The 22,515-nt window shown below is 66.7% G+C and carries 23 protein-coding genes; 7 read left to right on the forward strand and 16 right to left on the reverse strand.

What is annotated here, in order from left to right; all coding sequences use genetic code 11:
- Positions 1-185 precede the first annotated feature (185 nt).
- Positions 186-680 carry a lytic transglycosylase domain-containing protein gene (locus CUJ91_RS23470; protein ID WP_006047103.1) on the forward strand — a complete coding sequence of 165 codons (495 nt, stop codon included), beginning with the start codon at positions 186-188 and terminating at the stop codon, positions 678-680.
- On the opposite strand, the gene CUJ91_RS23475 is transcribed toward CUJ91_RS23470, so the two are convergent.
- From CUJ91_RS23475 to CUJ91_RS23495, 5 genes are all read right to left on the reverse strand, one after another.
- Positions 660-1,622 carry an alpha/beta hydrolase gene (locus CUJ91_RS23475; protein WP_044020114.1) on the reverse strand — a complete coding sequence of 321 codons (963 nt, stop codon included), beginning with the start codon at positions 1,620-1,622 and terminating at the stop codon, positions 660-662. The two genes, CUJ91_RS23470 and CUJ91_RS23475, sit on opposite strands and share 21 nt — an antisense overlap.
- Positions 1,623-1,765: 143 nt before the next feature.
- Positions 1,766-2,050, reverse strand: coding sequence for a hypothetical protein (locus CUJ91_RS23480; RefSeq protein WP_161966592.1), 285 nt, complete (start codon positions 2,048-2,050; stop codon positions 1,766-1,768).
- A 240-nt stretch (positions 2,051-2,290) separates the two neighbouring features.
- Complete coding sequence (locus CUJ91_RS34910) at positions 2,291-2,782, reverse strand: hypothetical protein (RefSeq protein WP_244231075.1); 492 nt, start codon at positions 2,780-2,782, stop codon at positions 2,291-2,293.
- A gap of 707 nt (positions 2,783-3,489) precedes the next feature.
- Positions 3,490-7,071, reverse strand: a complete 3,582-nt coding sequence (locus CUJ91_RS23490; RefSeq protein ID WP_114157277.1) for an autotransporter — start codon at positions 7,069-7,071, stop codon at positions 3,490-3,492.
- A 94-nt stretch (positions 7,072-7,165) separates the two neighbouring features.
- Entirely contained in the window at positions 7,166-7,858 is a 693-nt protein-coding gene (locus CUJ91_RS23495; protein WP_053860692.1) for a GNAT family N-acetyltransferase, read from the reverse strand.
- 224 nt (positions 7,859-8,082) lie between these two features.
- On the opposite strand from CUJ91_RS23495, the gene CUJ91_RS23500 reads away from it, so the two are divergent.
- Positions 8,083-8,541, forward strand: coding sequence for a hypothetical protein (locus CUJ91_RS23500; protein ID WP_244231076.1), 459 nt, complete (start codon positions 8,083-8,085; stop codon positions 8,539-8,541).
- A gap of 128 nt (positions 8,542-8,669) precedes the next feature.
- On the opposite strand, the gene CUJ91_RS23505 is transcribed toward CUJ91_RS23500, so the two are convergent.
- From CUJ91_RS23505 to sctU, 11 genes are all read right to left on the reverse strand, one after another.
- Positions 8,670-9,137 carry a CesT family type III secretion system chaperone gene (locus CUJ91_RS23505; RefSeq protein ID WP_029970641.1) on the reverse strand — a complete coding sequence of 156 codons (468 nt, stop codon included), beginning with the start codon at positions 9,135-9,137 and terminating at the stop codon, positions 8,670-8,672.
- A 136-nt stretch (positions 9,138-9,273) separates the two neighbouring features.
- Positions 9,274-9,438 carry a hypothetical protein gene (locus CUJ91_RS34500; RefSeq protein ID WP_006047110.1) on the reverse strand — a complete coding sequence of 55 codons (165 nt, stop codon included), beginning with the start codon at positions 9,436-9,438 and terminating at the stop codon, positions 9,274-9,276.
- Between the two features lie 92 nt (positions 9,439-9,530).
- Positions 9,531-9,791, reverse strand: coding sequence for a type III secretion protein (locus CUJ91_RS23510; protein ID WP_114157278.1), 261 nt, complete (start codon positions 9,789-9,791; stop codon positions 9,531-9,533).
- A gap of 7 nt (positions 9,792-9,798) precedes the next feature.
- On the reverse strand, positions 9,799-11,088 hold the full coding sequence (locus CUJ91_RS23515; protein ID WP_006047112.1) for a hypothetical protein: 1,290 nt from the start codon (positions 11,086-11,088) through the stop codon (positions 9,799-9,801).
- A 180-nt stretch (positions 11,089-11,268) separates the two neighbouring features.
- Entirely contained in the window at positions 11,269-12,174 is a 906-nt protein-coding gene (locus tag CUJ91_RS23520; protein WP_006047113.1) for a hypothetical protein, read from the reverse strand.
- Positions 12,171-12,434: a type III secretion system export apparatus subunit SctS gene (gene sctS / locus CUJ91_RS23525; RefSeq protein ID WP_006047114.1), complete on the reverse strand. Its 264-nt coding sequence runs from the start codon at positions 12,432-12,434 to the stop codon at positions 12,171-12,173. Before sctS ends, CUJ91_RS23520 begins: the two co-directional genes overlap by 4 nt.
- A gap of 54 nt (positions 12,435-12,488) precedes the next feature.
- Positions 12,489-13,139 carry a type III secretion system export apparatus subunit SctR gene (gene sctR, locus CUJ91_RS23530; RefSeq protein ID WP_053860688.1) on the reverse strand — a complete coding sequence of 217 codons (651 nt, stop codon included), beginning with the start codon at positions 13,137-13,139 and terminating at the stop codon, positions 12,489-12,491.
- Complete coding sequence (sctQ, locus tag CUJ91_RS23535) at positions 13,123-14,463, reverse strand: type III secretion system cytoplasmic ring protein SctQ (protein ID WP_114157279.1); 1,341 nt, start codon at positions 14,461-14,463, stop codon at positions 13,123-13,125. The genes sctR and sctQ overlap by 17 nt, the downstream gene beginning before the upstream one ends.
- Positions 14,464-14,521: 58 nt before the next feature.
- On the reverse strand, positions 14,522-15,217 hold the full coding sequence (gene sctP, locus CUJ91_RS23540; RefSeq protein ID WP_114157280.1) for a type III secretion system protein SctP: 696 nt from the start codon (positions 15,215-15,217) through the stop codon (positions 14,522-14,524).
- A 29-nt stretch (positions 15,218-15,246) separates the two neighbouring features.
- The gene (gene sctV / locus CUJ91_RS23545; RefSeq protein ID WP_006047119.1) at positions 15,247-17,331 is read right to left on the reverse strand and encodes a type III secretion system export apparatus subunit SctV; all 2,085 of its coding nucleotides are present in this window, start codon (positions 17,329-17,331) and stop codon (positions 15,247-15,249) included.
- Positions 17,315-18,445, reverse strand: a complete 1,131-nt coding sequence (sctU, locus tag CUJ91_RS23550) for a type III secretion system export apparatus subunit SctU (protein ID WP_114157281.1) — start codon at positions 18,443-18,445, stop codon at positions 17,315-17,317. Before sctU ends, sctV begins: the two co-directional genes overlap by 17 nt.
- A gap of 367 nt (positions 18,446-18,812) precedes the next feature.
- On the opposite strand from sctU, the gene CUJ91_RS23555 reads away from it, so the two are divergent.
- The 5 genes from CUJ91_RS23555 to sctL all read left to right on the forward strand — a co-directional run bounded on the left by CUJ91_RS23555 (position 18,813) and on the right by sctL (position 22,503).
- Positions 18,813-19,388, forward strand: a complete 576-nt coding sequence (locus tag CUJ91_RS23555; RefSeq protein ID WP_006047121.1) for an HrpB1 family type III secretion system apparatus protein — start codon at positions 18,813-18,815, stop codon at positions 19,386-19,388.
- Between the two features lie 66 nt (positions 19,389-19,454).
- Complete coding sequence (locus tag CUJ91_RS23560) at positions 19,455-19,853, forward strand: type III secretion protein HrpB2 (protein WP_114157282.1); 399 nt, start codon at positions 19,455-19,457, stop codon at positions 19,851-19,853.
- Positions 19,854-19,910: 57 nt separating this feature from the next.
- Entirely contained in the window at positions 19,911-20,705 is a 795-nt protein-coding gene (sctJ, locus tag CUJ91_RS23565; protein ID WP_175130916.1) for a type III secretion system inner membrane ring lipoprotein SctJ, read from the forward strand.
- A gap of 2 nt (positions 20,706-20,707) precedes the next feature.
- A complete protein-coding gene (locus CUJ91_RS23570; RefSeq protein ID WP_114158040.1) occupies positions 20,708-21,661 on the forward strand; it encodes a type III secretion protein HrpB4 in 954 nt (317 codons plus the stop codon).
- Positions 21,646-22,503, forward strand: a complete 858-nt coding sequence (gene sctL, locus CUJ91_RS23575) for a type III secretion system stator protein SctL (protein ID WP_006047125.1) — start codon at positions 21,646-21,648, stop codon at positions 22,501-22,503. The genes CUJ91_RS23570 and sctL overlap by 16 nt, the downstream gene beginning before the upstream one ends.
- The last annotated feature ends 12 nt before the right edge of the window (positions 22,504-22,515 follow it).

A 22,515-nucleotide genomic window follows, 5' to 3' on the forward strand; every position in this document is an offset into this window, starting at 1 on the left:
CGCGACGGCGCGCTTCGCATCGCCGCGCGCGGGTTCGCGCGAACGGAACGCGGCGCACGGTGCTCCGGGCATGATGAGAGCCCCGGTTCACCAGACGCGTTTTAATCGTGACGTCAGTGCTTTCCGCCTTCTGCCCGACTCGTCGCGTCGATGCGCGAGCCCTGCGCGCGCATGCTGCATCGCGCGTGCATGCGTGTGCCGTCGGCCTCGCGATTGCCTGCGCGGCGAGCGCCGCAACGCCCGCGCAGGCCAACTGTTTCGACGATGCCGCCGCCTATCAGCATGTCAATCCGCTGATTCTGCGCGCGATCGCGTGGCAGGAGTCGCGCAACCAGCCTGGCGCGACGCATGCGAACGCGAACGGCTCGACCGATTACGGCGTCATGCAGATCAACTCGATTCATTTGCGCACGCTGTCGCGCTACGGCATCACGCGCGACGAACTGATGACGCCGTGCAAGAACATCTACATCGCCGCGTGGCAATTGCGGCGGCAGATCGTCAGGTACGGCAATACGTGGGCGGCGGTGGGCGCGTACCATTCGGCGACGCCGGCATTGCGCGACCGCTACGCGCGGCAGATCGCGGCGATCCTGCGTGGCTGGAACGTGCTGCCCGAGCGGCGAGATAGTGGCGCGGGAATCGAGCGCGTGTCCGATTCACGGGATGCCCAACGCTGAGCGCAGCATGCGGGCCGCGTCGCGATGCGCGAGCGACGCCTCCGGAATCATGCCGCCCATCGAGAAAAAGCCGTGGATCATGCCCGGGTAATAGACGACGCTCGCTTCATTGCCGTGGCGCTTCAGTTTGTCGACGTAGCGCGCGTGTTCATCGCGCAGCGGGTCGTATTCCGCCGAGACGATCCATGCGGGCGCGAGTCCGCTCCAGTCGCGCGGGGCGTCGCGCTCGCCGTCGAGCGGCGCGAAGCGCCAGTCGCGGCGGTCATCCGCAGTGGCGAGGTAATGCCGCTGGATCCAGCGGATGATGTCGAGCGACAGAAAATAGCCGTCGCCAAATTGACGATGCGCTTCGGTTTCCATTCCCGCCGACAGCGCCGGATAAACCAGCAGTTGCAGCGCGAGACGGATGCCGCTGTCGCGCGCGCCGACCGCGCAGACGGTCGCGAGCGTGGCCCCGGAGCTTTCGCCGCCGACGGCGAGCCGCGTGCCGTCGATGGCCAGCGACGCCGCGTTCGCATGCAGCCAGCGGAGGGCGTCGAATGCATCGTCGACGGCATGCGGGAAGCGGTATTCCGGCGCCAGCCGATAGCCGACCGAGACGACCGCGCAGCCGGCTTCGTCGGCGAGCGCGCGGCATAGCGCGTCGGCGGTCGCGACGCTGCCGACGACATAGCCGCCCGAATGAAAGAACAGCAAGGCGGGCTGCGGATCGGCCCAGCACGGCGGCGCCGGATAGTAGACGCGCGCGTCCAGCCGGGCGTGGTCGCGCGTTTCGATCGTCAGGTCTTCGACGGCCGCGAGCGCGCGCGGCGGCACGTCGCCGAGCGGCGTGTAGTAATCGAAGCGCTGCCGCGCGGTGCGCAGCTCGAGGGCGTCGAGAGTCTGCGCGCCGGCGCTCGTGCGACGCGCGAGGAACTGCTGCACGCTGGGGGCAAGCGACATGGCTTCGTCCGGTCGGAGGTGACCTGATCGAGCGTAGAAATCGGTCCATGCAGATGGCTTGCAGGCGCGAAGGGGGAAGTGGGGATGCGAAGTGGGGGGGCGGAGTGGGGCGATGCCGATGCGATGCGAAGTGAAGCCGGAAGCTAAGCGGGTGCCGATGCCGAAACGTAAGCTGGAGCCGAAGCCGAAGCCGAAGCGAAACCGAAGCCGAAGCCGAAGCCGAAGCCGAAGCCGAAGCCGAAGCCGAAGCCGAAGCCGAAGCCGAAGCCGAAGCCGAAGCCGAAGCCGAAGCCGAAGCCGAAGCCGAAGCGAAACCGAACGCCGATACCGAAGTGGAAGCTGAAGCCGCTGCGAATGCTCAAGCCGACCACAGTGCCAATGCGTAAGCCGATTTCGATGCCGCTCCCGCTTTGGGAGTCGCCAGGCACCCGCTTGCCTAGCGGCCAGAACGCTCAACCAGTAACGTCATCTCCACCTGCGTTCGGACCGGGCGGCAACGCAGGCCGAGGCCGGTACGGCAGGCGCATAGGTGGCGGGACGCCATGTCCATGCGGCTGCTGCGCCCAGCCAGTGCTCGGCGGCGGTTGGGTGGGCGCGGGTGGATAGCCTTGCGGTTGTGCCGACGCGGGTGGATAGCCTTGCGGTTGTGCCGACGCGGGTGCATAGCCTTACGGTTGTGCCGCCGTGGGCGGATAGCTTTGCGGTTGCGCTGACGCAGGCGGATAGCCCTGCGCATGTCCAGGAGGCGGCTGCCCCCATCCAGACTGCGGCGCGGGGTTCATCGGTTGCGATGAATAAGGCTGCGCACCCGGCGAAGGCCAGCCGTACGCCGCCGCATAAGCCTCCCAACCCGTCGGCCGCGCATAAGGCGGTAGCGAAAACGGCGGCTGACCAGGCGCGCCTGAATACGGCGCCTGCGGCCCTCCTTGCCAGGGCTGCGCATACGGCGCCGACTGCTGCCCATATTGACGCCAACGCGCGCCGAGTTGTCCCGCGCCGCTGCTGCGGAACAGCAGCATGCCGAGCACGCCCATCTCCGCGATCGAACTCAGTCCGAACAGCGCGCTCATCGCGCCGAACGACATGCCGCCGCCCATCATTCCGAGCGACAGCACCGAGGGTATCGTCATCAGCCCCGCCACCACGGCCCAACGCTTCATGTTGGACCTGCCTTGCCACGGCTGGGTAAGACCTTGTGCATGCGGCTGATAGTTCGGGGCGTGCGGTGGATGCGGTGGATATGGTGGATGCGGTGGATACGGTGGATACGGAGGGTGAGGCTGCCCGGCAGCGGCGGAACTCGGCCCGCCGAAAGCGCCGGGAGAGGGGCCAGCGGCGCCGGCGTTACCAACACCCGCACCACTGACGCTTGCAGCACCACCACCCCCGCTCGCGCCCCATTGCACCCTTCGCGCACCGTCCCCGGACGTACCGCTTGCCGCGTGCGGAAGACCATCGATAGGCGAGTTCGAGCCCGGCCGGGCCCGAGCGCCGCCTGGCGCGTGCGGACCTGCTGGCGAATGTGCATCGTCAGGCCCTTGCGGACCATACTGACCGTTGCCGATGCGCGGATCGGAGAATGGCGGGTTGCCGCCAACGGGAGTCGACATGATTCCTCCTGTGCCGCGGAACGGCTCAATCAGCGGATTGTCGTCTTCCTGCGAAGGACTTATATCCGCCGATGCGAACCCTCCATCGCACACGCGAAGCGGGATCGCGCTCAGCGATCCACGCGGTCAGCGTCCTGGACGTCGCGTCCTCGGCGAACTCATCGATCCCACGCTTGCAAGGTCTGGAACGTCGCGCCCGCGACCGACCTCAGCGATCAACGCTTGCAGCACCTTCACCACCGCGCTCTCGCTCACCCTCACCGATCCAACGCCTCCAGCACCTCAAACGGCACACCCTCCGTCACAATCTCCCGATCGCCCACAGCGCCGGTCCTTGTCGTCAGTTGCAGCACGGCGTTGGGGCCGAAGCTGCGCGCGCTCGCATTGCGCTCCTTCACTTTCAGCTCGATGGCCATCCACGAAGCGGGGTCGTCCAGGATCGTCGCGTTAGCCGCGGCGATGCGCGTCTGAAGCCGAGCGTCGCCGCCCGCCTGCGCGAGCGCCGCGTGATTCGCGTCGAGCCGCAATGCGGCCTGCCGCCGCAATCGATAGCGCTGCACATACGTCAAATTCGGCCGCTGGTTCTTGCGCACGCTCGCCAGATGCTCGTCGATGCGCTCCGCCGCCTGCGCGTCCGGCGAAGGTTCGTAACGCACATGACTCGCATGACCCCTCTTGCCGAGCGCCTCGTTGCGCTCGCGGCGCGCGAGAGCCTCGGCGGCAAAGAGCGCGACGAGCTCGCCGCGCGCGTCATCGACGGCGCGCGTGTAGGTCCGCGCGTCCAGATACTCGATGTCGAGAATCGAGCCGCGATGATTGAGCCGGCCATCCTCGCGCACCAGCAGCAGCTTCGCGGAACGGTTGCGCTCGCGCAGGGTCATCGTCGCGGCGGGCGCGTCGATAGAGAAGAGGCCCACCGTGTGCCGGCCCTCGCCATCGAGCGGATGAGAAAAGCCCGGCGCGATGCCGCCACGCAACTGCCAATGGCTGCCGATGCCGACACGATGCTCTTCGACCTGCACGCGGCCGCTGCGCTCGACCACTTCCGCGCTCTGACGCGAGCGCTGCCAGCCGCCGCCCGCCGACGGCCCGGTTCGCACCGACAACGGACGCGTGCGTTCGCCGCTTCCCGGATCGACGACGGTGTCGCGGCCGAAGCTCGCGATCCTGGCCGTCGCGTTCGCGTCGAGCGTGACGCCGCGCCGGCGGTTGAGCGTGTGAGCATCGGTCCAACTGATGGACACGTCCGCGTCGTCCCAGTAGCGCGACGCGAGGCGATTCCAGACGCCTTCGGGCCCGTCGTCGTGCGCGCTGGCCGATTCGTCGAACAGATGCTCGACGATGCCGGCCAGCTTCGCGCGCAGCGACGCGTCGTCGTAGCCGCTGCCGTCGGGCAGCAGTCGCCGCGCGACGCGCAGCGTCACGCCGCGCGGCTCGCTGAGTTCGCGCGCATGCAGCGTGGCGTTCGCGACGAGTCCCGCGCGCAGCGCCGTCAACGCGGTGCTCACGTCATAGCCGACCAGCAGCCCCGCGCCGACGTGCCGCATGCTCGACTTCGCAGTGCCGATGAAGAGCGCCGCGCCATGCGTCGAGCGGCTGATGTCGATCACCGCCTCGCGGGTGCGCGACGCGCGCAGATCGAGGCGCGGCGAAATCGGCAGGCCGTGTCCGCGCAGAACGGTTTCCACGGTGATGTTCAGGCCGCGCGTGCTGATGCCTTGCCGGCCGCCGTCGGTGAGGCGCAGACGCTGCCCGGATTGCAGATTCGCGGCCACGTCGACCAGCGTCTCGCGCACATCGTCGACATTGTTCGCGGCGCGCATGTCCGGCGCATGCTGCGTGGCCGCGCGCAACTCGTTCACGGTGTGCCAGAACGGCGCGTCGTCGGGCAGGCCCGCCACCTTGCCCCACACCGCAAGGCGTTCGACGGTGAACGGGCGCTTCGCGATCAAGCGGAACGGCCGCGTTTTCGCGAACTGCTGCGGCGGCATTGCGAGCCAGGCGGCGGTGGTTCGGCGGAGGCTGGCGCGGAGGCGGCGCGGCATCGGGGCGTGGGCTGCTGATGCCGATGTGGATGAATTCGCGCCAGCCTGCACCGGCTGCGTCGCTTCCTCGCACATCGCGTGAGCGCGCTGCGCGATCGCGCGCAGCGTGTCGTCATCGAGACGGCCGGGTGGAAAGCCGCCGCGCTCCAGCCAGACGCTTAGCGCCGCGAGTTCCGCGAGCGACGCCTCGGGCCGTGCATGAGCGAGCGCCGCGCGCGGATCCATCGCCGGGCTTTCTAGCAACTGCGGCAGCGCCGCCTGCAAGTGCTTGCGGACCTTCGCCTCTTCGGCGGCGATGGTTTGGCGCGGCACGCCCTGAGTGCCGAGACGCAGCGCGGAAAGCGGTGAACCGTGCCGACCGCGGAACATGCGCGGCAGCAACGTCTTCCAACGTTTTTCGCCGACGCGCGGAATCGTGTTTTCTGTGAAGCGCGCGAGGCGCTGCTTCGTTTGCGACAACTCGCTGTGGCGCGCGTCGTCACGGAACGACTGACGCCACGCGAACAGCGCGCCTCGCTGATCGGCGGTCAATGCGTCGCGCCCGTGGGTCAGCAGGGTCGATGCGGCATCGAATGCGCGTGCGGCCAGCGTCGTGGCGCCAGCACTATTCGTTGTGGGCGCAGCCGCGGCTCGCGGATTTTCGCCGATCGTGCTTATGCGGGCCGCGAGTGCGCCGGGCGCGGGATCGTCGGTTGCGGTCGAATCGTCTGCGTGGATCGGCTTGAGTGCAATGGCGCTCGTCAACAACGCTTCGACGCCGAAGCGATGGAGGTCGTCGTCGTAGGGATTGAGCGTCGCGCTGCGCAGCGCGGTGAGGATCGCGCGGCCCTCGCCGGAGCGCGCGAGCATGCGCGCCGCGCGCCATGCGTCGCGCTCGGCGTCGCTCGCCGAACGCCGCAGATGCGGTGCCGCGAAGTCGAGCATGCCGATGCGCTCGATCATCAGATGCGCGGATCGGCAATCGACCGCGCCCGCTTGGGCGAGCGCGTCGGCTAACAGTGCGCCCCGCAGCGCCGCTTGCATGTCGTTGAGATCGGTGGCGTGGTCGGCGGTATTGTTCGCGATGTCGTTCGCAAGCTCGTTGGCGATTTCGTTGGTGGTGTTGTTGTTAGCGGCGCGGTTCGCAATGTCGTTGGCGGTCTCGCTGGTGGTCGCATTGGCGGTGTGGTTTGCGATACCGCTGACGGTTTCATTGGCCGTCCCGTAAGCGGAGAGCGAGGCAGCACCGACCCGCTCCTCAGCCGAGCAAAGTCGATGCAAACGATCAGCAAGGGCCGCTGCATCGACTGGCTGCTCGAAGCCGTCGTTAAATAGCCGCTGCACATACCCAACAAGCCCGGCGCGCGTCGTGATGGCATCGAGCGGAATCCGCCGCGATGACGTCGCTGCCTGATCCGCTTCATCTATGTCATGCGCGACGGCGCCACCCTCGCGCGTACCCAAAGCACCAGCAGCACCCGCGGCCAGCAGTCCCATATCCGCCAACGGATCGGTCCCGCGCCGCGCATGTCTCGCCGTGGTGATCGGCGGAAAGCGGCGCTCCCCAGGCGCGTGATCCCCGGGCCCCGATGCGCTGCCCTGCGTGCTGTGCTGAAACAGCGCGGTGCTCAATTCGACGCGGCGCGCGCCGACGACCCGCGCGGGCCGCGCAAGCGCCCCGCGAAACCACTCAGGCATGCGCCGCCGCGTCGGCGTCGGCGGGAGCGCAGCCGCGGCCTCCGCTTGCGCCGCGGCAGGCGCGTTTTCGATCAGGCTGTCAGCGGACGAAACATCGAGCGGGCGATAGCGGAACATGTCGACGCGGCAGAAGGAGACCGCGTTGCACTATGTCCTCCCAATGTGACAGCCGGTTGCTGCCGCGCCGCGCGATGCGAAGCGCGGCATCGAATTACGAAGCGACGATGTGTGATTCTTCCGCAGCGGCGTGCGGGTTCGCTGCATCGTGGACGTCGTCCGCGTCGAGATGTGCGTCCAGCGACGCGTATTCATTGAGCCAGCGTGTCGCAGGCGTGTCGTCGGGCGCTTGCAGCGGACGCGTCATCGCATACAGATAACTGTCGCCGGCCAGCAGACCGCGATTGGGCCGGCATTCGTAATTCGTCAGCTTCGCTTCGAGCGTGAAGCCGAGCTTCTCCATGCTGCTGTGCGCGTCGCCATCCACGGCGCAATACGCGTAAATGCGCAGAATCGGCGGCTGCGCGAGCATCCACGCGAGCAGCTTGCGCAGCGCATGCAGGCCCGCGCGCCGGCGACGCGCACCGCCGCGCCGGCTGATCATCACGCCGACTTCGACGCGCGGCGGATGCGGCCGCAATTCGATCATGCCGGTGAGCCGGCCGCTCGCGCGGTCTTCGAGAACCCAGCGGATCAGTGTGCCGTCGCGCCAGCCTTGCACGGAATCGTCGATGAATGCGAGTGTCTCGTCGAGTTGCGTGTGACGCTTGAAACTGAGGTCGCGCGTCGTCGCGGCATCGCCGAGCATTGCTTCGAAAAGCGCTTCGGCATCGCGCGGCTCGGGCGGCCGCATCAGCAGGTCGGCGGATTCGATCAGCGCGGGAAAGCGGAATGGCGATGGCGACATCGGAGATCTCCAGGCGCGGCGTTTGATCCCATTGTCGATGAAGAGATGCATGACACATCGCGGATGCCGCGAAGGCGGAGGCGCAAATGCGAAGGGGAAGGCCCACGCGTTCGCATCGCCTGCCGGCATTTCGCGCGGCCCGATACGTCGCGTGCGAGCCAACGCTAAGGTGCCGTCATGGCGGCACATGCCGGTTTGCCGCGCCGAACCTGGGAGAGTCCAACGTGAGCAGCAAAGCCATTGCCGCATTGCCGGCGGCGAGCGTCGGCGGCATAGAAGGTGCAGGTCATCAAGCGTCGTCAGAGAAAGCCGCCGGGCGCGCGGCGCTCGTGCCGACGAGTGTCAAGCTCGCAGGCGAACTGGCGCAACTGCGCGACATCGCATCGCCGCCGCAAGGCCCGGTCAAGTTCAGCCTGTCGCGCAAGGGCGGCGACAATCTGCCGGTGCTGCGCAGACCAAGTGTCGTGGTGATCGCGCCAGGCGCGGCACGCGTCGGCGACGATAGCCAGTCGTCGTGGACGCGCACGCTGCCGGTTCGGCCCGTGCAAACGCGATTCTCCGACGCGCCTCCTATCGGGCAAGCCGCATTCGACGCGGCCGCCGCGAGGGACATGTTCGCCAACATCGCGTTGCTCGTTGAATTCACGAAGCGTGTCGGCGAGGTGATTCACGGCGCGACGTGAGCCGGCTGTCATGCAGCGCTTGACCGGCCGCTGTACGCGGTCGCGTCTGCGCTTGCATGTGCGTCATCAAGTTGGCGGCCGCGTCACGCGAACAGGTTCGACACCGTCGCTCTGCCTCTCACATCTTTTCAAGCACGCAGCCACGTAAATTCCCCCGCCACGATCCCTTCGAACATCTCATCCGTCGATTCGATGATGTTCTTGCGCCAATAGCGGCCATGCTCGGCGTAGTGCGCGAGCAGATCGGCGAGCGCGGCGCCGTCGACGTCGTAAGTCATCGGCACGCGAAGCACGAGCACGATGCCGCCCGTATCCGTATCGAGCCCGAGTTGCGCCTGGTCTTGCGCGTAGATGAGCAGGTTCGCTTCCAGCATCAGCCGGAACACGACCAGCGTGCGGCCGGCCGTCACGGTGCCGTAATGAAAATTGGCGTAGAGCGCGTCGAGATCGTTTTCGAAGTGTTCGAGCCGCACGTCGAAGCCTTCCACCTCGATCGAGCGCGTGCGCAACACATGCTCGGCATCCGCGAGGCCGACCGTCGCGCACAGATCGCGCACCAATGATGCGTAGCGCTCCGAACTATCGTTGGTGTCCAAATCAAAGGCCCGCGCAACTCAATAAAATCCCGCCGATGACGCAAAGAGCCGGCACGCGGCGAACCGCGAGCCGGCCGGCAAACTGGCGACAAGCTTGCACCGCATTCCGCAGCGCGGTTTGCGGCGCGCCTGGCGCTTAATGCCCGGTGCCGCCCTGGATCGTCTGACCCGCGGTTTTCATGGTGTTGGCAACCGCGCCCGCCAGCGACATCTGCAGCGTGGCCTGCGCCGCGCCGATAGCAGCGGTGCTGCCTTGCGCGGCCATGCCGGTGATCGCACCCATTGCCGGACCGATAGACATAAGACCTCCTCGTGCTCAAGTTAAGAAGAAATGCTGCCCTGTGCGGCAGGCAACCACAGCCGCCGCACAGGGGCGAGCCTCGTGCGCGGCGCTCAGGTTGCGCCGCGTTTATCCGCAAGCTGCCCGACGATGCGGCTCGCGGCGAGCAGACCGCGATAGAGCTTCGCGAGATCGTTGCGGTCGAGTTCGGTTGCGCCGTGCGCCTCGCCGACGTTTTTCGCGGTCGCCTCGAGCGCCTCGCGTATTGCGGCAAGACGCGGTCCGCCGGCCGGATCGGCGAGCGTCTTCTGCAGATCGTTGAAGTCGCCGGCGCACGCTTCGAGCGGCGCGTAGATGTTCGATGTTTGCGTCATGGGAACCTCACTTCGGTAGCGGCAGATAAGCGGTTTTGTTTGCCGCGGTCTTGTTCGCCGCGCGCGGGGCGGGCGAGGGCGGCGTCGCGGGAATATCCTCGACGGGCTGCATCACGCCGCGTGCAGCGCCGCTCGCGATTATCGCGGGACCGTTGTTGGCGGATGTTTCGTCGCTACTCGCATTCTTCTGCGCATCGCTCGCATCATTTCCTGCGTCATTTCCCGCAGCGGCCGCCGACGAAGCCGGCTCTTCCGGCAACGTATAAATGTGTTTGACGCCGTCGGGTGTCTGGCCGTAGCGCACATCGTCGGAGGACATCAGGAAAGAGAACGAAGGCGCCGACGGCAACGCATCGTCCGCTTGCGCGACGCGCACACGCACGTCCTTGACGTTGTCGCTCAGATCGTGGCGCATGCGCGCGACGGCCGATTCGACGTCGCGCGGATTGGCCGCCTTGCCGCTGATCTCGAAGTTTCCGCGTCCTGTGTAGACGACTTTGAGTCCCTGCATCGCGAGCGAATCGGCGATGTTGCGCACGTCGTTCTGCGCGATGTCGTAGTGCCTCACGATGCCGTTCGGCGAGATCCGCATCAGCATCTTGCGCACTTGCGTGTCTTCGTCGGGCGTCGCGACCATGCCGCTCACCATCACCGTCGCGCCTCGCACTTGCGCGTGCAGTTCCTTCATGTGCGCGGCGGCGAGTTCGAGATTCACGCGCTGCGCGAGGTCGCCCGCGTCGCGCGGCAATGCGGCACGGCTGACCGCCGTCGTCAGCATCACCGAGCCGATCACGAGCACCGCGCCGAGCATCGCGCACGCCGAGACGATGCCCGTCATTCTGCGGCGGCGCGAGCGCTCCGCCGCGCGCCGGGTTTCGTCCGGCTTGACGAGCAGCGTGGACAGCAGGTCGAGATCGCTCGGCCAGGCCGCGTCGTCCGAGCCGATGCACACGACGGTATCGCCGAACTGCATCGGCACGAACTCGAGCAGGATGACGGTGCCCGGCTCGTCTTCGTCTTGCGATGTGGGGAGGACTCCCTGAGTGCCGTCGTTGCTTTCGTTGTTGTTACTGTTTGACTCATCGCTTTGAGCCGCGGAATCTCCCGCCATGACCGCCATCATCCGACGCGCGCTCACCACGCCGCTCGCATCGACGATGAGCAGCACATCGTCGCCATGCCAGTCGGAGATGCGGATGTCGGCGTCGTCATCCGCGCCGATCCGATGAGCGCCGGTGCCGAGACGCAATTCCGCGCCGGCATGCACGCCAGTCAGGATACGCAGCAGCTTCGTCATGGAAAGCCCGTTCAAGGATGATGCGGCGCGCAGCGGCACGCCTTCGACACTCACTCTAGCCGCCGCCGATGACGTTCCAGCACACAATGCGAAGCGGATACATGGAAAGCGAAACTGCGCGCGAGGGCGGGAGAACGCGAGGCATTAGCGGCATTAGCGGCATTAGCGGCACTAACGGCACTAACGGCGCGCGGCGGCCGCAAGCGCCGCGCCGCGCTGCACGATGCGCACGTTCAATGCGCGCTCGCGCATTGGCGGTGTCGACGGCTTGCCGTACATAAGCAGCAACAGCGGCAACAGCAGATTAAGCCGTCCTGTGCGGCCGATTTGTTCCGCCGATGCTTCGCCTCCTGCGCCTGCGCCCGCGCGATCTGAACCAGCGCCTCGCGATGCCGACGCGTCGATCAGCCGCTGCCGCCATGCGCCCATGTCCGCGTCGCCGGGCGCACCGGTTTGCAACTGCACGCGAAGCAGATCGATGAAGCGCTCATGCAGCAGCGCATCGAGCGATGCCTGCGGACGCGCGGCGGCTTCATCGCGCGATGCGAGCAGCGCGTCGCACCAGAGGCGCGGCAGCGTCTCTGAAAGATCGGCGCGACCCGCTTGCACCTCGACGAACTTCTGCAACGGCCCGCGCTCCGGTGCCGCGATCGCCGCCCGGCCGCTGCTGCGCATGCGAACCTGCGTGCGCGGCGCGCCATTCTCGCGATTCTCGCCGTCAGCGCCGTCGCGGCCGTCATGCGATTGCCCGCCATTGCCGCGGCCACCGCCGCCGTCGCGCGTTACACGAGCGGAGTCGGCGGCATCCGGCGCATGCTCGCTCGCATCGTTACCCGTCACGACGATGGGCCGTCGCACGCCCGTGCGACGCGCGGCATTGCGCCTGCGCGCGTTGAGCCCCGCGAGCTTGCGCGCGAGCTGCGAACCGCGCATCGCCGCTTGCTGCGTGCGCGCATAGCTGAACGTAATCGTGCCGCGATACAACACCGCGAAGCGCGCGACCGTTGTTTGCTGCGAGCGTTCGCGAGCCGCATCCGCGTGTGCCGTCAGCGACGCCGCGTTGAACGGAGTGCCGACGCGCGTCATTGCGGCACCGCCGTATGCATGATCTCGTTCGCGAAGTGCAGCAGCGCCGCCGCCGAAAACGGCGCGGCGATCACGATCGCGACCGTCACCGCAATCAGCTTCACGCCGTGCGAAAGCGTCTGATCCTGCATCGACGTGATCGCCTGCAGGAACGACACGCCGAGTCCCACCAGCGCGGCGACGATCACGATAGGCAGCGAGATATACATGCAGAGCAGCATGCCCTGAGTGGTGAAGCGAACGAGCGTGTCGATGTCCATGAGTCGATGTCCATGAGTCGATGTCCATGAGTCGATGTTCCCGGTCTTTGCGTGCTAACGATACGTCATCACAAGGCCGTGAATCAGCGTCGACCAGCCGTCCATCACGACGAACAGAAGCAGCTTGAACGGAATCGCGACGTTGGTCGGCGTGACCTGATTCAGGCCCATCGCGAGCAGCACATTGGCGATGATCAGATCGATGACGATAAACGCGATGTAGAGCAGAAAGCCGATCTTGAACGCGTCGGTGAGTTCGGTCAGCGTGAAGGCGGGCGCGAGTACGATGAGGTCGTTTTCATGCAGGCTCGACGCGGCGTCTTTCGGCCACACGACATTCGCCGAGCGGATGAAGAAGCGCTTTTCGCGCTCGTTCGTGTGCTTCTGCAAGAACGTGCGGAACGGTTCGCGCGCGGCGCTGAAGACCTGGATCAGCGCCTGAGTGGGCTGGCCGGCGATCGTTTGGCCCTGCATCGATTGCATCGCCTGCATGCCGACCGGCGCCATCACGTACAGCGACACGAGTATCGCCACGCCGTTGAGCACCATGTTGGGCGGCACCTGCTGCACGCCGAGCGCATTGCGCAACAGGCCGAGCACCACCACGATCTTCGCGTAAGAGGTGACGACCATCGCGACGAAAGGGACGAGGCTGATCGCAACGATGACGATCAGCAGTCCGGTGATGTCACTGAACTGGACCATCGCCGTGCGCCATGCGCAAAATGCGGATGCCCAGATGATCGCCCACGGTCACGAGCTCGCCATAGCCGATGGTCTGGCCATGCGTGACCAGCTTGAGCTGCGCGTCGGCAACCGGCGTCGGCAGTTCGAGCACATAGCCGGGGCGCAACGCATACAGTTGCGAGAGCGGCAGCGCGACGGTGTCGACTTCGAACTGGACGGGCAGATCGAGTTCGCCGATGTCGATCGGATTCGAATGTTGATCCGGTGCGAGCAAATCGTCCGGGCGAACAGGGTCCAGCTCATCGGTCATGATGGGCTCCTTCGTGAGTGAAAGCCTGCGGCCTTCAATGTTGACTTGCGCGTGAACGCGCATCAGGCCGGGCGAGCCCCAGGCCACGGTGGCGCTCGCCGTCGCCGTCGCGGGCTCGGCGAGCGGGGGGGCGTGGGTCGTGGCGTGGGTCGTGCCGTTGGCGTCGGCTGGGTGAGCGGCGCAGGTTTCGTCGATGCGTTCTACGCCGCTGGCCGGCAGCAGCGCGCGCAGATTGCCCGGCAGCGAACGCAGCAACACATCGCCGGCTTCGAGCGCACGCAAGGTGTCGACCGGCAGACGGCGCGAGCCGAGTATCAGGCGTCCAGGCACCGAGCAGCCTTCGAACGGCGCGCTGTTTTGTGTCTGCGATGAAGCGTGTGCACGAAAAGCGTCGGCGGTAAGGTGGACTTTGCGGGTGCCGTGCAATGCTTCGAGCGCGTCCACCACGGACGCAGTAAGCAGCACGCGCGCGCGATGCCGTGTGCCGTCGAGCGAGAAGGTCGCGTCGAATGTTGCGCAATCGTGCGCCGAAGGTTCAGGCGGCGTGCCGCGCGCTAGCTGCGTGACATGCATATCGCCGAGGCCGAGCGCCGCGAGCCGCTTCAGCAGCGGTTCGAGCAGCACACCGGCGACGGCGATGCGCAACGCGCGAGCCGTATCGCCGGGCACCGGCGCGCGAGAGAGCGTGCCGTCGGGCAACGCGGCGATGTCGAGGGCAGGATACGCGGCGAGATCGAACAGCACGCGAACCGCGCCGGCCGCATGCGCGAGATCGAGCACGCCGGGCTGTTCGAAGGGCGCGTGACTGCGCTCGGCAGCGGGTTCGAGCGTCGCTTGCCAATCGACGATAGCGGCATCGCGAGCGAGCCATTGCGCAGCGCCGGCATCGCAGACGAGCCGCGCGACGCGCGCGGCAAGCGGCGGCACGGCGCGAAGCGGCAGTCTTGCGATGGGCGCCGTTTGGGGAACCCTCGCCGCCGCACGTTCCGCGGCAGCGTCCACCCCTGGCATTTCGGCGATCGAATAACCCATGCGGCGTCGGTTCAGGAATGCGGCCAGCGTCGGCCAGGATAAACGACGGGCGGCGCGCTCACCACACCGTCAGTTCGATGTCGCGCGGCGTGCCCCACGCGTTCAGCAGCGAAGCGAGCTCGCGTTCGAGCATCGCACTGTGGTCGAAGAGTAACTGCCGCGTTTCGATGCCCCGCGTGTCGAACCGAAGCGACAACCAGAAACGCGAAAGAGACAGATAGAGCGTCGTGTCCGGCAGAATGCGTTCGTCGAGCGGAATGCGCACTTCCCAGTTGCCCGCATCGCCGATCGCGGGGTCCGCGCAGAAGGCCGCGACCTCGCGCGCGAGCGAGCGCGCCAGTTCGAGGAAATGGCCTTGCGTGCGAAAGAGGGCGTCGACGGCGGGCATCGTCGCTGGCGGCAGGCGCTGTAGCAACGCTTCGTGAGCGGCGAAAGCGCGTTCCGATGCATGCGCGCTTTTATCGGCGGCATGGGCTTCGGTCTCGGCTTCTGTGTCGGCGCTTGAATCGCAGGCGTGATCGTCGCCGAAGCGGTTCGCGTGCGCGTCGTCGTCTGCCGCGCCGTTTGCTGCGCACTCGCACTCGGCTTGCGACGCGCCTGCGGCTTCGTCGAATGAAACCGGCGTGCGTTGCGAGCGCGTGCGACGCACCAGCGCCGCGTAATCGAAACGCCGCGCGCGCGCGGCGTCGGCGGCGGGACGCGAATCGGCGTCGGACGGAATGATGCGCAGCGGCCGCGGTTCGATGATTGTCATGAGCGTGAACGTGAAGTCGAGCCGCGCAGCTAGATCGTCACGCGGCCGAGCGGCTGCAGTTCGACATGCTCGCCGAGTTCCTGATACGAATACACCGCGAGCCAGCCGAGCCGCGCCTCGATCATGCGGCGCACGTAGCGGCGTATATCCATCGACGTGACAAGTGCGACGCCGTCGCGCGGCGTATCTCCGACAAACGATTGAATGCGGTCGATCAGAAAACCGACTTCATCGGGCGGCAGAGCGAGGAAGTTGCCCGTCGGCGTCTGCTTGATCGCCTGGCGGATATGCTGCTCGACCGGCAGATCGAACAGCACCGCCGGCAATTGCCGGCCCGCGCCCGCCGCGCGATGCGCGAGAAAGCGCGCTAGATCGCCGCGCACGTATTCGGTGAGCATCAGCATGTCCTTTTCTTTTGCGCCCCACACGACGAGGCTCTCCAGAATATTGCGCACGTTGCGGATCGGAATCTGCTCTTCCAGCAGCCGGCGAAGTACATCGGCGATACGCTGGGGCGGCAGCACTTTCTGCACTTCGGCGACGAGTCCCGGATACTCGGCGTTCTGCTGATCGAGTATCCATTGCACTTCCTGAATGCCGAGAAAGAGCGACGCATGTTTGCGCAGCATCGCCACCGACGCATGCGCGATCACCTGTTCGGCGCGCCACGCCGGTTGCTTCGGCGGCAGGCTCTTTTCGTCGATCCACCACGTGGGCCCAGGCCCGCCGTCGAGTCCCCGGCGTTTTTCACTACGCGCGGCGAGTGCTTCGCTGTCGGCGGAAAGCGGCTCGCGTGTGCCCGTGAGCCTCGGGTCCGGCAGCATCACCTTGCCGGGCGGCAATTCGATTGCGCAATACGGCACATCGTGCATCAGCAGTTCGCAGCTCGACGCGGGCAACTCGTCGCTGGTCCACATCGTGATACCGGGAAACGGCAAGCCGAGATACTCCTGCAAACGCGCGCGTTCGGTTTCGAACGAGCGGTCGAGCGCGGCCGTCGACAGGCGCGCGACGAGGTCGGGCGAGATGCGCACGCCGAGCGGGCAGGTGAACTGCGGCGCACGCGTGAGAATCGCGGGCGTCTCGGCTTTGGAGCCGGCGCGCTGCATTGCGTTGACGGCCTCGCCCGCATGCGTGGTCGCGGCGGGCTTGCGCTTGCCGAGCCGATAGCCGCAGAACGCGAGGATCGCCGCGAGCAGCAGGAACAGCGATGTCGGAAAGCCGGGCACGGCGGCAAAGCCGAGCAGCAGCAGGCTCGCGAAGTAGAGCGCGCGGGCGCTTGCCGACAACTGGCGACCGATCTCGTCGCCGAGCGACAGAGGCCGCGCGTCGCGTTCGTCGGAGACGCGGGTGATCATCACGCCCGCGGCCACCGAAAGCAGCAGCGACGGAATCTGCGAGACCATAGCGTCGCCGACCGACAGAATCGAAAAGCGGTTCGCCGCTTCGCCCGCCGTCATCTCGTGATACGCGACGCCCACCGCGATCCCCGCAATGATGTTGATGAGCGTGATGATGAGCCCGGCCACCGCATCGCCCTTGACGAACTTCATCGCGCCGTCCATGCCGCCGTGCAACTGGCTTTCGACGGCCAGCGTCGCGCGCTTGCGGCGCGCCTCTTCGGGCGTGAGAAGGTTCGCGCGCAGATCGGCGTCGATGCTCATCTGTTTGCCGGGCAACGCGTCGAGCGTGAAGCGCGCGCCGACTTCGGCCACGCGTTCGGAGCCTTTCGCGATCACGATGAACTGCACGGTCGTGATGATCACGAAGACGACCATGCCGACCACAAGGTTGCCGCCCACCACGAGTTCGCCGAAACTTTCGATGATGTTGCCCGCGTCCGCGTGCAGCAGAATCGACTTGGTCGACGCAATGTTCAGCGAAAGCCGGTACAGCGTCGTGAAAAGCAGCAGCGACGGAAACACCGAAAGCGACACCACGTTGGGCACATACATGGTCACCATCAGCAAGGTCACGCTGATCGTGATGTTGATCGCGAGCAGGATGTCGATCAGAAACGGCGGCAGCGGCAGGATCATCAGCGAGATGATCGCGACCACCAGCAACGCGATGCCGATCTCACCGACGGCGGGTAGCTTAAGTGTCTTGAACATCGCGGCTCTTGAGGTTGTCGTGGCTGTCGTGGTTGTCGTGGCTGTGCCCGCCGTGCGGGCTCTCGATTTGCCGCGCGCCGATCGCGTCGACCCAGCGGAGAATCGCGGCGACGGTCTCGAACAGCTCTTCGGGAATCGGCTCGTCGATGCCGACCCTGTAGAGCGCGCGCGCGACCGGCGGGTTGCCGATGATCGGCACATTCGCGTCGCGCGCGAAGCGCCGCAACTGCGCCGCGCTTTCGTCCATGCCGCGCGCGATCACGAGCGGCAACGGATGCTCGGCCGGCGCATAGCGGATCGCGACCGCATAGTGCGTCGGGTTCACAATCAGCGCATTCGCGAAGCCGACGCGCTGCGCGGGCGCTGCCGACGTCGCGAATTCGCGCGCGAGCTTCTTGCGTTCCGCCTTGATTTTCGGGTCGCCGTCCATCTGTTTGCGTTCGCGTTTGACTTCGTCCTTCGACATCTTCAGCTTGCGCAGAAACAGCACGCGTTGCAGCTTGACGTCGATCACGCCGATCACGATGAACACGGCCACCGCGACGGCGAAGAGCTTGATCAGCAGCGACCAGAAGAGCTTCGACAATTCCGGCAGCGGCTGATACAGCGAACCGACGATCAACGGCAAAATCCATTTGATCGTGAACCACATCACCACGCCGATAATCGCGGCCTTGACGATCATCTTCACGAGGTCGATCACCGTGCGCCACGAAAAAATCCGCTTCACGCCGTCGACGGGGCTCACGTGCTTCAGATCGGGCACGACTGGTTTGGTCGCGATCTGAAAGCCCACTTGCGGCATCAGCGCGGCCACTGCCGCGAGCGCCGCGGCGCCCACGCACGGCACGATCACGATTAGCGCCTGTTTACCGAGGTCGAACAGCTTGCCGTACATGAGCGGCTGATCGTGGTTGCCCGACGCGAACTCGAGCGCGGTCGTCACGATCGAACGCAGCGCCCCGCCGAAGCTCGCCGCCGCGAACGCGAGTACGCCGACGACGGCGGCCATCGTCGCGGCGTCGACCAGGTCGGCGCTCTTCGACGTCTCGCCGTCCTTGCGTGTGTCGCGCAGGCGTTTGTCGGTAGGCTGCTCGGTTTTTTCTTCGCTCATGACATTCCGCTCGGGTCATCGCATGCGCTGGGTGCCGCTGTATGCCGTCGTGTATGCCGCTGTGTTTGATATGCGGTCACGAGGCTCCTTGCCCTGGTAGCCCGACGGTAGCGGGCCGCTCGCCACGCGGCGCTGCGGATGCGAAGCCCGCGTCCGGCAAACGAAGCGACGCAGTTCGGGCTCGCGGCGCTGCATGACACGGCACGCCGCTCGCCCACTTCGCGTGGATCACGCTCGCTTCGTATCGCGCATTTGCGGCGCAAAGCGCAGCGGTATCCTGGTGCATCGCTGCGCGCCGCATGCCGATGCTGACTCGGCCTTGCGCGGCAGCGCTTCGTCGACAAGTCCATCAGCAGGAGTTCTCGCCATGAGTACCGCCACGCCGGATTACCTCAACTGCAGTCAGGCCATTGTGGGCGGTCTGATCGACACGCTGTCCTGCGCGCTGCTCAACAATTTTCCGACGCTCGAAGCCGATCCGTACGACATCGAATTGACGCTCGACGCGCTGCGTCTGTTGCGCCCGCGAATGGCCGAGCTCGACACGATGGAAGCCGTGCTCTACATGCAGCGCGGCCATTGGGACGATGCGATTCGCGTGTTCTCGCGCGTGATCGAAGGCGCGCCGCATTTCTCGTATGCGAAGGCGTTGCTCGCGTTCTGCCTGTCCGTGAAGGGCGATGCCGGCTGGCGTCAATGGGCGAGCGCCGCGCTCGCGCAGAACCCGGACCGCGACACGCGCCAGCTCGTGCGCGCGCTCGAAGCTCGCGACGATCTGCGCGAGGCGATTCGCGTCTATCGCAACGGCGGCACCTTCGAAGTGCCGCTGTCGATCACCGCGCTCAACGACGACCTGCCGCAAGAGCCGCCCGCCATGAGCCCGCCGCCGCCCACTGCCGCGCATAACGAGGCGATCGCGCAGCAAGGCTATTTGCGCATCTGATTATCTGTTCGCGGCGGTCGGCATGATGCTACGTCATCCGAAACATTCAACGGCACGAGGCTGAGCATGACACTTCCTGTGACGAACCAGCAGATCGCGGCCGCGTTGCAAGCGGCAGCGCCGGCATCGCACGCGGCCGGTGGCGACGCATCGCTGCAACAGGCCGGCGACCGCTTCAAATCGCTGATGCAGAATCCGCGCATGGCGCCGCCCAATCGCGGCGACGACATGAGTACCAATGTGATCGCGAAGATGGCGGCGTCGCAGGACGCGGAGATCCAGAAGTCGGTGAACGACGTGGTCGCGTTGTCGAGCCAGGCGAACAGCATGTCGGTCCAGGAGATGACCGCCGCCGCGATGAAAGCGACGCTCGAACTCGCCAGCACGCAACTCGACATGGAGGCCAAGATGAGCGTGGTCAACTCGTCGAAGTCGTCGGTTGAAACGCTGATGAAGAATCAATAGCCCATGTTGCAGACGATGCGAGACGCCACGCAAGCGAGACACGCCTCGGTCCGCGCGATGCGTGCGGCCGCGCTCGGGCTTGCGCTTGCCGGCTGTATCGTGCTCGCGGGCTGCCAGAAGGAGTTGTATCGCAATCTGACCGAACAGGACGCGAACGAGATGGTGGTGGCGCTGCTGGAGCAGGGCGTCGATGCGTCCAAGAGCACCATCGACAACGGCAAGACCTGGACGCTCGAAGTCGACGACAAGCAGCTCGTCCACGCAATGCAGGTGCTGCGCGAGCGCGGCCTCCCGCATAGCCGTTACGACGATCTCGGCAGCCTCTTCAAGAAGGACGGCCTCGTGTCGACGCCGACCGAGGAACGCGTGCGCTTTATCTACGGCTTGTCGCAGGAATTGTCGGCGACGCTTTCGAAGATCGACGGCGTGATCGTCGCGCGCGTGCAGATCGTGCTGCCGAACAACGATCCGCTTGCGCAGCAGATGAAGCCGTCGTCGGCGTCCGTGTTCATCAAATACCGGCCCGATTCCGACGCGAACGCGCTCGTGCCGCAGATCAAGACGCTGGTGATGCATAGCGTCGAAGGTCTGACTTACGACGCGGTGAGCGTGACGGCCGTGGCCGCCGATCCCGTCGATCTGCCGAAGCCCGCGCCCGCGCAAGTCTCGCCGCTGCCGACGCTGATTGGTGCGGCGCTGGTGTTTCTCGTCGGCGCCGCGAGTCTCTTTCTGTGGTTGCGGCGCGGGATGCCGGCGAAGGCCGCGGCGGGTCCGCTGTATCCGCGTGTTTATGCACGAATCAGCGCGCTCGTCGGCAAGTGGCGGCGTGCGAAACCTTCTTCTGCGGCGTGATGATGGCGGCGGTGTCTTCGGGTGGGTTAGCCGCGTGGGGGGCGGCGGGGTCTTCGCGTGCGCTTTCGGCTCAGGCATCAGCGGGTTCTTCGGTTGGGTTGGCGGGGACGGGATCAGCGAGTTCTTCCTCTGCGCTTTCTACGCCCGCATCCGCCGCGTTTCCAGCAGCGCGCTCCGCGCCGTCCCCCGCAGCCTTCCCATTTTCTCGCGCCGCTGCCGCGCTCGCCGCGTGGCAGCGCAATGCAAATGACGCCGCGCGCTGGGCGCATCCGTCATGGTGGGCGCCCGCGCTCGATGTGTCGCCGGCCACGGTATCCGCCTCATTCGACGCACTGCGCGACGCGCTGGCGAACACAGACACCGGTGCGGTTGCGGCCTGTTCGCGGGCGCTGTTGCGCGCGGCCGGCGTGCCGCTGCCGGACTTCGACAGCTTGCGCGCGCCCAGTCCGCTCGTGCTCGATGCGTTGCCCGTGGACGACGCGTTGCGCGTGCTGCGCATGCGCGCGCTGCTGTTGCGTCGGGCGGAGGTGCGCAGGTTGATCGACAAGCCGAGCCGCCGCCGCCTCGCGGAATGGATCGGCGTGCCGCTCGAACGGTTGGGTGGTGCGCCGAGGCATGGCGGCGGCGCTGGCGGCGCGTCGGCTAATGTGCCGGATGTAGCGCGCCTCGTCACGCGTGGACATCTGCCTTCGCTCGAAGAACTCGACGCGGAAAGGCTGGCGTACGAAGGCTATGCGCTGATCGCACGTGACGTGGCGCTGTCCGCCAGCGATGCGCAGGAGGCGGCGCTGTTCGCGTGGCCACGCCCCTGTCCACTCCTACGCCTCGCCTTGCCCCGCGACTTACTCCCGCCGTGGCCCGCCACGACCGCGCGCGAACTCGACACAGGCGGCACCGCGTTCCTCTTCGCGCAACTTCCCGAACTGCTTCCGGAGTGGGCATGGCTATTTGGCTGAGATCGGACCGTCTACTGCCGGCCGCGGTCAGCATCGACGGCGACGCACACGGCCGTGGCCATGTCGGCGCGCATGCGGACGTCGTGCCGCGCGCCGCGTTCGGCGCGCTAATCGAAATCGACGCCGCGTACGCGCAACTCGCCGCCGACCGCGAAGCGACCCTCGCCGCCGCGCGCGACGAAGCCGCAGCGATCGTCGCCGCCGCGCACGCCGAAGCCCAAACGATTCTCGCGGCCGCGCGCGACGAGTACGAGCACGCCGCCGCCCGCGGTTACCGCGACGGCGAACAGCGCGCGCTCGCGGACTGGGTCGAGCGGCTCGCGGACGCGGGCGCCGGCCAACGCCGCGCGCAACTGAAAATGCGCGAGCGGATCGCGAGCATCGTGACCGTGGCCGTCGAGCAGATCGTGCAGGTCCAGCAGGCCGATCAACTGTTCGAGCGGGCGCTGTCGGCAGTCGACCGCATCGTCGAAGGCGCGACGTGGCTGCGCGTCGCCGTGAGCCCCGTCGACTACGACAAGGCCTGCGTCGCGTTCGAACGGCTGTCCGCGCGCTGGCGCGATCTCGGCCGGCCGTTTCCGCTGTCCGTGGTCGCCGACAAGCGGCTCGCCCCCGGCAGTTGCCTGTGCGAGTCCGATTTCGGCGCCATCGACGCGAGCCTCGCGACGCAAATGCGCGCGATGCGGCTCGCCGTCTCGCGAGCGCTCAAGCAATCCGCGAGCGAACTCGGCGCGGTCGCCGAATCGCTCGCGCCGTATGTGCAGGAGCACGAGCACGCCGCCGCCGAACTCGCCCATGCAGACGGTGACTGGAACGGCGGGCACGACGAGGGCTCGCGATGACCCCGCCGCGCG

Source organism: Paraburkholderia graminis (genome assembly GCF_003330785.1).
In the GTDB taxonomy this organism is placed as follows: Bacteria; Pseudomonadota; Gammaproteobacteria; order Burkholderiales; family Burkholderiaceae; genus Paraburkholderia; species Paraburkholderia graminis.